This is a genomic window from Micromonospora lupini str. Lupac 08, from assembly GCF_000297395.2.
In the GTDB taxonomy this organism is placed as follows: domain Bacteria; phylum Actinomycetota; class Actinomycetes; order Mycobacteriales; family Micromonosporaceae; genus Micromonospora; species Micromonospora lupini.
This window is the reverse complement of sequence record NZ_HF570108.1, coordinates 1,264,600-1,276,749: the sequence shown is the minus strand read 5'-3', so window position 1 is coordinate 1,276,749 and position 12,150 is coordinate 1,264,600. Positions and strand designations below refer to the sequence as shown.

Genomic DNA, 12,150 nt, shown 5'->3' with positions numbered 1-12,150 from the left:
TGTCGCCCGCCGCGGGTCAGGCGGCGGGCGGCAGCACCTTCGCGACGAGCTTGGCCAGCTCGCGCAGCGCCTTGCCCCGGTGGCTGACCGCGTCCTTCTCGTGCGGGGTCAACTCGGCGTTGGTCCGGTCCTGCCCGTCACCCAGGAAGATCGGGTCGTAGCCGAACCCGCCGTCGCCGCGCGGCGCGCGCAGCACCCGGCCGGACTGCCGACCGTCGACCAGGTGTTCCTTGCCACCGGGCAGCACCAGCGCCACAGTGCAGACGAAGGACGCGGCCCGGTGCTCGTCGGGTACGTCGCCGATCTGGTCCAGCACCAACTGGAGGTTGGCCCGGTCGTCGCCGTGCGTGCCGGACCAGCGGGCGCTGAAGACGCCCGGCATCCCGTTCAGCGCGTCCACGGCCAGCCCGGAGTCGTCGGCGATCGTCGGCAACCCGGTACGCCGGCAGCCCTCCCGCGCCTTGATCAGCGCGTTCTCCCCGAAGGTGAGGCCGGTCTCCGGCAGCTCCGGATACTCGTCGACGTCGTCGAGGCCGAGCAGGGCGATCCGGTGCGCGCCGAGCGCGCCGTCGAGGATCCGCTGAAGCTCCACCAGCTTCTTACGGTTACGCGTCGCCAGCAGGACCTTGTTCACGCTGATTCACCTTCGTTAGCGACTGCGGGGCTCGCAAGCTCACTCCTCGCGCTCACGCGAGTGCCTTTCGCTGGGCTTCGGCCAACTCGGCGCACCCGGCCACGGCCAGGTCGAGCAGGCTGTCGAGCTGGTCGCGGGCGAAGACGCCCGCCTCGCCGGTGCCCTGCACCTCGACGAAGTCACCCGCGCCGGTGCACACCACGTTCATGTCCACCTCGGCGGCCACGTCCTCCTCGTAGCAGAGGTCCAGTCGCGCCTCACCCGCGATGATCCCGACGCTGACGGCGGCGACGGAGCGGTGCATGACCTTCTCCGGCTTGCCGGCCAACGCCTTGCGGGCGGCCAGCCAGCCCACCGCGTCGTGCAGCGCCACGTACGCGCCGGTGATCGCGGCCGTACGGGTACCGCCGTCGGCCTGCAGCACGTCGCAGTCGAGCACGACCGAGTTCTCGCCGAGCGCCTTGAGGTCGATGCTGGCGCGCAGGCTACGCCCGATCAGGCGGGAGATCTCGTGCGTACGGCCACCGACGCGGCCCTTCACGCTCTCCCGGTCCGAGCGGGTGTTGGTGGCCCGGGGCAGCATCGCGTACTCGGCGGTCACCCAGCCGAGCCCGGAGCCCTTGCGCCAGCGGGGCACGCCCTCGGTGACGCTCGCCGTGCAGAGCACCCGGGTGCCGCCGAACTCGACGAGCACCGAGCCCTCCGGATGGGTGCTCCAGCCTCGGGTCAGGGTCACCGGTCGGAGTTGAGAGGGCCCTCGCCCGTCAGGTCGCGCCATGCCCTGCACCCTATGCGGTGCGGCGATCCGCCTCCCCCGGGGTGTCCCGAGCAGCGTCCGCGTCGTGCACCCGCAGGAATCCCGCGACCGCCGCCGGCCAGCCGAACTCCTCCGCCCGCGCCCGGGCGGCCCGCCGCCGCGCCGCCTCCGGCCGGGCCGCGAGGCGAGTCACGGCCGTGGCCATCGACGCCCCGGAGCCGTACGCGGCCAGTCCGGCCGAGCCGACCACCTCGGGCAACGCGCTCGCGGCGTTCACCACCACCGGAGTGCCGCAGGCCAGCGCCTCCAACCCGGCCAGGCCGAAGGTCTCCACCGGTCCGGGCGCCAGTACCACGTCCGCGCTGGCGAGCAGCGCGGCCACCGTGGCGCGGTCGGGCAGGAAACCGGTGAACGTGACCGGCAGGCCGGCGGCCCGGCGGGCCAGCGACGCGCGCAACGGGCCGTCCCCGGCCAGCACCAGCACCGCCGGCACGCCCGTCCGGCGCAGCTCGGCGAGGGTCTGCACGGCCAACTCCGGCCGCTTCTCCGGCGACAGGCGGGCGCAGTGCACGAGCAGCAGTTCGGTCGGGTCGGCGTAGCGCTCGCGTCTCTCCGGGTCGGCCCGGTCCGGGTGGAAGGTGTCCAGGTCCACCCCGAGCGGCACGAGATCCACGTTGTCGGCGCCGATACGGTCGAACTCCTCGGCCGCCCACCGGGTCGTGCAGACGATCCGGTCGTACGCCCGGCTGCTGGCCCGATTGAGCCGGTCGGCGACAGGCCGGCGCAGCACGTCGGGCACACCCCACTGGCCGAGCAGCCCGGTCAGCGACTCGTGCGAGACCAGCACCGACGGCACTCCGTGCGCCTTCGCCCAGGCCCCCGTCCAGCGCAGCGACGACCGGTCGGACACCTCCAGCCGGTCCGGGGCCAGCTCGGCGAGCACCCGGGCCAGCCGCTGCCGGCCGGCCAGCAGCCGGTAGCCGCCGGTGCCGGGCAGCTCCACGCCGGGCAGGGTCACCACCCGACCCCACGGGTGCCACTCGTGGGCGTCGCGTCGACCGGGCACCACCAGCACCGGATCGTGCCCCGCCGCGCGGTAGCCCTCGCCGAGGTGCCGCAGCGCGGTGCGCAGGCCACCGGAGCGCGCGGTCACGAAGTTCGCGAGCCGGACGATCCGCAGCCCGCCGGCCGTCCCCGTCACGACGCGGCCGGCAGGCCGACGGTGGCGGCCTGGGCGCGTACCGCTGCGTAGTGCCCGACCAGCTCGTCGCCGACGGCCGCCCAACTGCGCCGGCGCACGGCGGCCCGGGCGGCCACCCCGTACGCCCGCCGCCGGTCGGCGTCCCCGGCCAGCGCGGCCACCGCGGCGGCCAGGGCGTCCCCGTCGGCCGGCGGGACCAGCAGACCTGTCGTTCCCGAGTCGACCAGGTCGACAGGCCCGCCGCTGGCCGGCGCGACCACCGGCACCCCCGAGGCCAGCGCCTCCTGGAGGGTCTGACCGAACGTCTCGTGCGGCCCGGTGTGCACGAAGACGTCCAGGCTGGCGTAGAGCCGGGCCAGGTCCTCGCCGTGCTGCACCCCCAGGAAGTGCACACCCGGCAGCGCCCGAGCCAGCTGGCGGCGGGCCGGACCGTCACCGGCCACCACGACCCGCACACCCGGCAGCCGGGACGTCGCCGCCAGCAGCTCCACCCGCTTCTCCGGGGCCAGCCGGCCGACGTAGCCGACCAGCAGCTCCCCGCCGGGGGCCAGCCGGCGCCGCAGGTCCGGGCACCGCTTGGCCGGATCGAACCGGACCGCGTCGACCCCCCGGCCCCACAACCAGATCCGCTGCACCCCGTTGGCGATCAGGTCGGCAGCCGCCCGGGTCGACGGCGCGAGGGTCCGCTGCGCCAGATTGTGGATCTCCCGAAGCCGCCGCCACGCGGCCGCCTCACCCCAACTCACCCGGTACGCCCGGGCGTAGGCCGCGACGTCGGTCTGGTAGACCGCCACCATGGGCAACCCGTACCGGCTGGCGAGCGTGGCCGCCCGGGCGCCGAGGATGAACGGGCTGGCCAGGTGCACCACGTCGGGCGCCGCCGACAGCAACGCCCCCGCCAGCCGGGTCGTGGTCGGCACACCCAGCCGGAAGCCCTGGTAGCGGGGCAGCGGCACGCTCGGGATGCGCACCACCGGGTACGGCAGCCCCTCGATGTCCCGCCGCGTCGCCCCCGGCGGGGCGGGCGCGATGACGACCGGCTCGTGGCCCCGGGCCAGCAGGTGCTCCGCCGTGCGCACCACGGAGTGCGCGACGCCGTTCACGTCGGGCGGGAACGACTCGGTCACGATGGCGATCCGCATGCCCACACCGTGCGGGTGCCACGGGTGCGCCAGGCGACCGGCCGCTGACCGGCCGGCGAACAGTACGGCACAACACCGCCGCGAGGAGCGTCAGATGTCGTAGCTGGCGCCGGCCCGGACCACCTCGAGCGGCCCGGTGTACGCGGCGGCGGCCGACTCCAACGTGTGCGCCTCGCTGCCCCAGGCCGCGACCAGGTGCGTGAGCAGCAGCCGGCCCACCACCGCCTTGGTCGCCGTCTCGCCGGCCTCCCGGCCGGTCAGGTGCAGGTCCGGAGGATTGTCCGCGCCGTCGAGGTAGCTGGCCTCGCACAGGAACACGTCGGCGTTCTGGGCCAGGCGCAGCAACGCGTCGCAGGGCGCCGTGTCCGACGAGTAGCACAGCGACCGACCGCCGTGCTCCAACCGCACGCCGTACGTCTCGACAGGGTGGTTGACCCGGTCGACGGTGACAGTGAACGGCCCGATCGGGAAGGTGCCCGGCTGCAACGCGTAGAACTGGTAGACGTCCTCCACCGTGCCGTCGTCGCCGTAGGCGGCGCTGAGCCGGTCCGGGGCGCCGGAGGGCGCGTACACCGGCAACGGCGGGTAGGGGCCGTCCGGGGCGTACCGGCGGACCACCACGTACGACGCGGCGTCGAGGATGTGGTCACAGTGCAGGTGGGTCAGCAGGATGGCGTCGGGGGCGTGCAGCCCGACGTACCGCTGGAGGCTGGACAGCGACCCCGAGCCGAAGTCGACCAGGAGGCGGAAGCCGTCGGCCTCGACGAGATAGGCGGAGCACGGCGACTCCGGGCCGGGGAAGCTACCGGCACATCCCAGGACGGTCAGTCGCATCGGGTTGTCTCACTGCTACTGTCAGTAGCATCTATGCCGGCGGTCGTCCCGGCCATGATCTCTACCGACGCGTACGCCACGCTGCGCAGCCTACGCTGGGGTGCCCGGCGACAAGAATCATCCGTTGGAAGTTGTCACGAACGTGACACCTGCTCACAGCGAGCCGGGGTGACGAACGGGCCGCCGACGCGTACGCCGACGACCCGTTCGAGCAGGACCCCTGCGGTCAGGCCCAGAGCTGACCCTCCAGCGCTTCCTCGGCATCCGCGAGGGTGCCGCCGTACGCGCCGGTGGACAGGTACTTCCAGCCGCCGTCGCAGACCACGAACGCCACGTCGGCACGCCGGCCGTCCCGGACCGCCTCGTGCGCCACCGCGAGCGCGGCATGCAGGATCGCGCCGGTGGAGAACCCGGCGAAGATGCCCTCCACCTCGACGAGCTGACGGGTACGCAGCACCGCGTCCCGGGTGCCGACCGAGAAGCGCCGGGACAGCACCGAGGCGTCGTACAGCTCCGGCACGTACCCCTCGTCGATGTTGCGCAGCCCGTAGACCAGCTCGCCGTAGCGCGGCTCGGCCGCCACGACCTGGATGCCCTCGACCTTCTCGCGCAGGTAGCGCCCGGTCCCCATCAGGGTGCCGGTGGTGCCCAACCCGGCCACGAAGTGCGTGATGGTGGGCAGGTCGTGCAGCAGCTCCGGGCCTGTCGTCTCGTAGTGCGCCCGCGCGTTGGCCTCGTTGCCGTACTGGTAGAGCATCACCCAGTCCGGGTGCTCGGCGGCGATCTGCTTGGCCGTCGCGACGGCCTGGTTGGAGCCGCCCGCCGCCTCCGAGAAGATGATCTCCGCCCCGTACATGCGGAGCAGCTGGACCCGCTCGGTGGAGACGTTCTCGGGCATCACGCAGACCAGCCGGTACCCGCGCAGCTTGGCCACCATGGCCAGCGAGATGCCGGTGTTGCCGCTGGTCGGCTCCAGGATCGTGTCACCCGCCCGAAGCCGGCCGGCCTCCTCCGCCGCGCGGACCATGAACATGGCCGCGCGGTCCTTGATGCTGCCCGTCGGGTTCCGGTCCTCCAGCTTGGCCCAGAGCCGCACCGGCGGAGCGCCGTCGGGCACCGTCGGAGAGAGCCGGGGCAGACCGACGAGCGGAGTGCCCCCACAGGCGTCGAGCAGGCTGTCGTACCGCGCCATGGCGGCCGCCCTCAGCGCGCGGCGACGGCGGTCGCGGCACTGTGCGAGCTGATCGCCGCTGCCGCCGCGCTGTGCGAGCTGATCGCCGCTGCCGCCGCGCTGTGCGAGCTGATCGCCGCTGCCGCGGCGAAGCCGAACGCGCCGCCGGCCACGGCCGGCAGGATGGTGACGCTGTCACCGTCGGAGAGCTTCGCGTCGAGCGCGCCGAGGAAGCGGACGTCCTCGTCGTTGACGTAGACGTTCACGAAACGGTGCAGCGCGCCGGCCTCGGTGACCAGGCGGCCACGCAGCCCGGCGTGCCGCGAGTCCAGGTCGGTGAGCAGGTCGCCAAGCGTGTCGCCGGCGCCCTCGACGACCTTGGCGCCGCCGGTGTAGCTGCGCAGGATGGTGGGGATGCGAATCTCGATGGCCATGATGTCGTGCTCCTCAAACGGGTGTGCCAACGGTGACGGAACGAACGGGTGCGAACGCTGACGGGTCAGCGGCCGGAACACTCGTAGTCGACAGTCGCCGGGCTCTGCCCGAACATGTAGGACTGCACGGCGTGCGGGTCGACCCCGGCCTCCACGATCCGGACCGGCTCCTCGGTGACCACGCCGTCGACGATCCGGAACGACCGGATCTCCTCCGAGTCGGGCTCCCGGGTCGAGACGAGCAGGTAGTGCGCGCCCGGCTCGCCGGCGAAGGAGACATCCGTCCGGGACGGGTAGGCCTCGGTGGCGGTGTGCGAGTGGTAGATGACGACGGGCTCCTCGTCCCGGTCGTCCATCTCCCGCCACACCCGCAGATGCTCCATCGAGTCGAACTCGTAGAAGGTCATCGACCGCGCGACGTTGTCCATCGGGATGTGCCGCGTCGGGGTGTCGCTGCCGACGGCGCCGGCGACGACGCCGCACGCCTCGTCGGGGTGATCCCGGCGCGCGTGGGCGACGATCGCGTCGATGATCGACCGGTCGATGCTCAGCACGTGCACCAGCCTAACGCCTACCGGGCAGGCCCTGAAGTGGTGCCGGTCACGCCTAGTCGATCAAGGCGTTGAGCAGCGACTCCTGTAGATACCCGAGATACGCGTAGACCGACAGCTGGAACACCCGACTGGAACCGGGATCCTCGGTCACCGCGTCGTCCAACTCCTCACCCAGGTCCGTGCCGTCCTTGATCTCCAGGCGGACGCCCATCGCGAGCCGCGCGTCGTTGAGCGCCCGCAGCCACGCCTCGGCCGCCTCGGCGTCCAACCGCACCTCGCCGCCGGCCTCGTCGGGCAGCGCGGCCAGGATGGCCCCCGCCTGATCGATCTTGGCAGTCTTCAGATCACCCTCGGTGTACCGGCGGAACTCCGCGGTGCCGCTCGCGTCCTTCGGGTAGACCGCCGGAAACAACCGGCCCACCACCGGGTCCGTGTGGTCGAAACCGTCGGTGAGCAGGCCGACCACCTCGGAGGCGACCTTGCGCAGCACCCGCACCTCGTCCACCGCGAAGGTGGCGACATAGCGGCCGGCCTGCCGCCGGAACATGCTCACGAGCGGTCCACCGTCGCCCACAGCCCGTACGCGTGCAACTGCGACGCGTCGTGCTCCATCCGCTCCCGGGCCCCCGTGGAGACCACGGCGCGGCCCTTGTGGTGCACGTCCAGCATGAGCTGCTCCGCCCTCTCCCGGCTGTAGCCGAACAGCTTCTGGAAGACCCAGGTCACGTACGTCATCAGGTTGACCGGGTCGTCCCACACGATCGTCACCCATTGCCGGTCGGGCGCCGGCACGTCGTCAGTGGCCGGCGTCTCGACCGGTGCAACCTGTGGAGCCGCCATGCCCCCCATCGTGCCACCGGTTTCCCGGAACCGAGGAACCGGAACGCCGGGCGGACCAGGATCACCCGCCGTGGCCACCCCGGAGCCGCCCCGCAGCCCGTCGGACGCGAGGCGCGGGACGGACCCGAGCCAGGAGGTGACCACGCCGTCAGGCGAGCAGGATGCCGTGGTCGACCGCATCGGAGAGCACCACGCCCAGCGAGAGGCGGATCACCTCGAACCGTCGGGAGATCTCCCGGGAGAGCTCCAACTCGACCTCCCGCAACGCCCGCTGGGACCAGGCCCGCGCGGCGCTGTGGTCGTCGTTGCCTGGCGTACGCCACTGCTGCCAGCACCCGCCGGAGAGCGCCACCGCGATCGGAGGAAGCACCTCGTCGCGGGTCGGCGTCGGATAGCCGGCGAGCGCGTCGATCGCCTCCGTGCCGGTCAGCCCGGCCACACCCGCCGTACTCGTGATCAGCAGGACCCGGTCCAGGTCGCGCCCGCGCGGTGGTCGGCCAGGCCGTACTGGACGGCGGTGGCGATCCGACGGCGGACGCCCTCCGCCGGCGCCGCGCCGAGCACCTGGGTGGCGGCGTCGGCCACGATGCCCCGCACCGCGTGGTCGCACTGCGCGGTGGCCAGCAGCGACAGCGCCGCCATCTCCCTGTCGAGCAGGTCCGGCAGGCCGGCGCAGCCGACCCCGAAGACGATCTCCTGGACGGCCCGCAGATGGACGTTCGCCAACTCCAGGGCCAGGTGCTGACGGATCCGCTGCGCGCAGGAGCGGGTCTGCCGGTCCAGCCGCTCGGACCAGTCCCCCGGGTCGGCGGACACCGCCACCCGGTCGTGCTGCCCGGGCAGCACCGGCGGATCGGCGCTGGCCCGCTGCAACCCCTCGCTCGCCGACCAGCCCACCAGCGCCCGCCGCAGGTCGCCGGCGGAGTCGGCCCCGTCGACCGGGAACCACCGCGCGCCGGCCAGGGAGGGGACCGCGGCCAGCAGCGCCGCCCGGTGCGCCTCGACGGTCACCGCGACCGGGTCCACCTCCCCCGCCCGACCGTCGGCCGGCGAGACGGACGCCCCCGCGTCCTCCGTCATCACCACGCCGTCGGCCAGCGGCCCCCAACCGGCCGCACCCGGGCTCACCGCGAAGACGACCTCCACCGGGGCCGCGGCCACCTCGGCGAGCAGGTTCAGCTCCTGGGCCGTGAAGGCCTGGTCGGCCGCGATCACGAAGAGCAGGGCGCCGGCCCGGCCGACGGCCTCGCGCAGCACCCGGACGCCGGCCACGCCGAGTGCGCCCGTGTCCGGTGTGTCGATCAGGGTGAAATGGCGCAGCAGCGGCTCGGGCACGCTCAGCTCGACCCGTCGCGGCGGGCGGGCCAACGCCGGGCCTGCGGCGTCCCGGTCCGCGCCGTAGGAGTGCGGCTGGCGGTAGCCCGGGACGAACGCCGCCCGCGTGGGCACCTCGGCGTGCCGGACCAGCAGCCAACTGCCCGCCGGCACGGTGAGCATCACCGGGTCGAGACCGACGAGGCTGGCGAGCACCGCACGGCGGTCGGCGCCGGCGGGGCCGACGGCGACCACGCCGAGCGGCTCGTCCGCCCGGGGAGTGGACACACCGGGCTCGGCGGGCAGCGGGCCACAGCTCGGCAGGTCGGCTGAGCTGGACACGTCGCTTGCCGAGTCGAGTGAGGGGAGAGGGCCCTGCTGCATCGGGTGGCCTCCCGGGGCAGGCGACCGGCGCGCCGGTCGCGTGGAAATTCCGGTGACACTACCCGGATGTCGGAAGAGTACGTTCGGCCGGCCGACCAGGCGGAACACTTCGGATACTCACCGGTAATTGTGCGACTACTCAACTTCGGTGCGTGACGATGCGGGCGCGGACGGAATCCGAGGGATATGCTGCGCGGATGAGTCGATGGAAGTTCGTCGGCCGAACCGACGAGCTCAACCGCCTGCTGGCGGCGGTGACCGGCGAGGCCGGCCGAGGGCTCTTCTTCAGTGGCAGCGCGGGCATCGGCAAGAGCCGGCTGCTGCGCGAGGGTGTCGGCACCCTGCCCACCGACCGGTACGCGATCTGGTCCATCGCGGCCAGCGCCACCACGGCGGCGCTGCCGTTCGGCGGGCTGGTGCAGGTCCTCCCGGCGGAGCAGCCCCAGGGCCTCTCCCCCGCCGGCATCCTCCGCTGGGCGCTGGGTGTTCTGCAACAGCAGGCCGCCGGCCGCCGGATCGTGCTCGCCATCGACGACGCGCACCTGCTCGACCCGCCCTCCGCGGCGCTCGTTCATCTGGTCGCCCGCGCCGACAACGCCACAGTCGTGGGCACCCTGCGCGACGGCGAACAGATTCCGCTGCCGATCCGCGCACTCTGGACCGACGACCTGGTCGAGCACGTCGAGCTGACCCCCATGCCACCGTCGGAGACCGCCGGCCTGCTGGCGGCGATCCTGGGCGGTCCGGTCGACGCCGGCTCCGCCGACCGGCTCGGCCGGCTGTCGGCCGGCAACCCGCTGCTGCTGCGCGAGCTGGTGCACGCCGCCAACGGCAGCGAGGAGCTGAAGCGCACGTACGGGATCTGGAAGTGGACCGGGCGGCTGGAGCTGGCGCCCAGCCTCACCGAGCTGATCGACACCCGCGTCGGGCAGCTCACCGACGGCGTCCGCACGGTCGTCGAGCTGGTCGCCTTCGGCGAGCCGCTCGGCCTGCACCTGCTCAACCAGGCCGCCGAGCAGTCCGATGTGGAGTTCGCCGAGGAGCGCGGCCTGATCACCGTCGTCCAGCACGACCGGCGGACCAACGTACGCCTGGCCCACCCGCTCTACGGCGAGGTGATGCGTCGCCGGTGCCCGGTCAGCCGCACCCGACGCCTCCAGGCGCACCTCGCCGAGCTTCTGGAACAGGTCGGCAAGCGCCGCCGCGACGACCTGCTGCGGGTGGCGGTCTGGCGACTGGACTCGGGCACCGCACAGGACGCCGCCCTGCTCGTGGACGCCGCGATGCAGGCGTTCACCCGCTACGACGTACCGCTGGCGACCCGGCTGGCCCGGGCCGCGCTGCACGCCGACGGCGGCTCGGACGCGGCGGAGCTGCTGGCCACGATCCTGATGTTCGCCGACCGGCCCGACGAGGCGATCACCGTCCTCGACGCCGTGACCCTGGAGGCCGGGGACGAGCGCCGGCTCTGCCGGTGGCTGACCGTGCGCGGCATGGTCAGCTACTGGGGGCTCAGTCGAGAGTCCACGGTGGAGGAGATCGCGAGCCGGGTCGAGCAGCTCGGCGACTCGGCCGATCGTGCCCGGGTGCACGCCTTCGAGGCGATCATGCGGCTGCACCGGCTCGACACGACCACCGCCGTACGGCTCAGTCAGACCGTGCTCGACCGGCCCGCAGCCAGCATCGCCGCCCGCGAGCTGGCCCGCAGCACCATCGCGTACGTCCAGGCCGCCCAGGGTCAGCTGACCCGCAGCGGCGCGGCCATCGCACAGGTGCACTCCGCCGCGGCGAGCTGGCGTACCGACATGCCTTATCTGCAACTGGCCCTGGAGCTGGCCCGCGGCACCCGACTCATGCTCACCGGCGACCTCGTCGGGATCGACGCGATCGTGGCCGACGAGTTCGCCGACCTGGCCGGCGCCGGTGACTTCCGGCTCGGCACCGGCTACCTGGCCATCCTCCAGGCGTACGCCGCGCGGCTGCGCGGGCAGAGCGACTCGGCGATGCGGACGTCGTTGGGCGCGTGCGCGGTGCTGGCGACCAGCCGGGTCTACGCCGGTCTGGCCCAGGCCGAGCGGGCCCAGGCGTCGGCGCTGCGCGGCGACGCGGCGCAGGCCACCGAGGCGATGGCCGAGGCCGACCGCACCCACGCGCCGGGCATGGCGGTGCTCTACCCGTGGCTGGAGCAGGCCCGCGGCGCGGTGCTCGCCGCGTCGGGTGACCTGCCGGGCGCGGCGAAGCATCTCACCGACTTGGCCGACCGGCTGCGCGCGGACGGTTTCGCCGGGCACGAGGTGCACGTTCTGCACGACCTGGTCCGCCTGGACCAGGCCGGCGCGCCGGTCGGGCCGACCTGCTCCGACGGCGGGCGGCGCACCGTGGCGCAGCGCCTCGCCGAGCTGTCCGAGCGCGTGGACGGGGTGCTCCCGCCGCTGCTGGCCCGGCACGCCCGGGCCGCGGTGACCGACTCTCCGACGGATCTGCTCGCGGTCGCCGACGACTACGCCGCGCTGGAACTGACCGTGTACGCCGCCGAGGCCACCGCCCAGGCCCTGCACCTGCTGCGCCAGCAACACTCGGCGGCGGCCGGCGAGGCGCGTGAGCGTCTGGCGGGGCTGCTCGGCCGTTGCGACCTGATCCGCACGCCGGCGCTGCGGGCCGGGGCGCCGGTGCTTACCGAACGCGAGTGGCAGGTTGCCCGCCTCGCCGCGCACGGTGCGACGAGCAAGGCCATCGCCGAACGGCTCTACCTCTCCGCCCGCACCGTGGAGAACCACCTGCAGCGGATCTACACCAAGCTCGGCGTCACCGGCCGGTCCGAGCTGTGGGCCGCGTTGCGGTCGATCCCGGGCCACGAAGGCGGCGGCGCGAGCTGAACCTTAGGC

The 12,150-nt window shown here is 73.5% G+C and carries 13 protein-coding genes; 1 reads left to right on the top strand and 12 read right to left on the bottom strand.

Annotation, left to right across the window (positions count from 1 at the left end):
* Positions 1-16 precede the first annotated feature (16 nt).
* From rdgB to MILUP08_RS07080, 12 genes are all read right to left on the bottom strand, one after another.
* Positions 17-634 (bottom strand): RdgB/HAM1 family non-canonical purine NTP pyrophosphatase, encoded by a 618-nt coding sequence (gene rdgB, locus MILUP08_RS07130; protein ID WP_007456124.1) that lies wholly within the window; start codon positions 632-634, stop codon positions 17-19.
* A 52-nt stretch (positions 635-686) separates the two neighbouring features.
* Positions 687-1,412 carry a ribonuclease PH gene (rph, locus tag MILUP08_RS07125; protein ID WP_039907386.1) on the bottom strand — a complete coding sequence of 242 codons (726 nt, stop codon included), beginning with the start codon at positions 1,410-1,412 and terminating at the stop codon, positions 687-689.
* Between the two features lie 10 nt (positions 1,413-1,422).
* A complete protein-coding gene (locus tag MILUP08_RS07120; RefSeq protein WP_007456120.1) occupies positions 1,423-2,592 on the bottom strand; it encodes a glycosyltransferase in 1,170 nt (389 codons plus the stop codon).
* The gene (locus MILUP08_RS07115) at positions 2,589-3,734 is read right to left on the bottom strand and encodes a glycosyltransferase family 4 protein (protein WP_007456118.1); all 1,146 of its coding nucleotides are present in this window, start codon (positions 3,732-3,734) and stop codon (positions 2,589-2,591) included. Before MILUP08_RS07115 ends, MILUP08_RS07120 begins: the two co-directional genes overlap by 4 nt.
* 90 nt (positions 3,735-3,824) lie before the next feature.
* Entirely contained in the window at positions 3,825-4,568 is a 744-nt protein-coding gene (locus tag MILUP08_RS07110; protein WP_007456116.1) for an MBL fold metallo-hydrolase, read from the bottom strand.
* Positions 4,569-4,794: 226 nt separating this feature from the next.
* Positions 4,795-5,760, bottom strand: a complete 966-nt coding sequence (locus MILUP08_RS07105) for a PLP-dependent cysteine synthase family protein (protein ID WP_007456114.1) — start codon at positions 5,758-5,760, stop codon at positions 4,795-4,797.
* Positions 5,761-5,771: 11 nt separating this feature from the next.
* Positions 5,772-6,173: a MoaD/ThiS family protein gene (locus MILUP08_RS07100; RefSeq protein WP_007456112.1), complete on the bottom strand. Its 402-nt coding sequence runs from the start codon at positions 6,171-6,173 to the stop codon at positions 5,772-5,774.
* 65 nt (positions 6,174-6,238) lie between these two features.
* Positions 6,239-6,727, bottom strand: coding sequence for a M67 family metallopeptidase (locus tag MILUP08_RS07095; RefSeq protein WP_039907382.1), 489 nt, complete (start codon positions 6,725-6,727; stop codon positions 6,239-6,241).
* Between the two features lie 52 nt (positions 6,728-6,779).
* Positions 6,780-7,274 (bottom strand): DUF2017 domain-containing protein, encoded by a 495-nt coding sequence (locus MILUP08_RS07090; RefSeq protein WP_007456109.1) that lies wholly within the window; start codon positions 7,272-7,274, stop codon positions 6,780-6,782.
* Positions 7,275-7,276: 2 nt separating this feature from the next.
* Positions 7,277-7,567 (bottom strand): ATP-dependent Clp protease adapter ClpS, encoded by a 291-nt coding sequence (gene clpS / locus MILUP08_RS07085; RefSeq protein ID WP_039905549.1) that lies wholly within the window; start codon positions 7,565-7,567, stop codon positions 7,277-7,279.
* Positions 7,568-7,715: 148 nt separating this feature from the next.
* A complete protein-coding gene (locus tag MILUP08_RS36575; protein WP_007456105.1) occupies positions 7,716-8,006 on the bottom strand; it encodes a hypothetical protein in 291 nt (96 codons plus the stop codon).
* Positions 8,007-8,023: 17 nt separating this feature from the next.
* A complete protein-coding gene (locus MILUP08_RS07080) occupies positions 8,024-9,265 on the bottom strand; it encodes a P-loop NTPase family protein (protein WP_007456104.1) in 1,242 nt (413 codons plus the stop codon).
* A 197-nt stretch (positions 9,266-9,462) separates the two neighbouring features.
* Between MILUP08_RS07080 and MILUP08_RS07075 the strand changes: the two genes are divergently transcribed.
* Complete coding sequence (locus MILUP08_RS07075) at positions 9,463-12,141, top strand: LuxR C-terminal-related transcriptional regulator (protein WP_039905547.1); 2,679 nt, start codon at positions 9,463-9,465, stop codon at positions 12,139-12,141.
* The last annotated feature ends 9 nt before the right edge of the window (positions 12,142-12,150 follow it).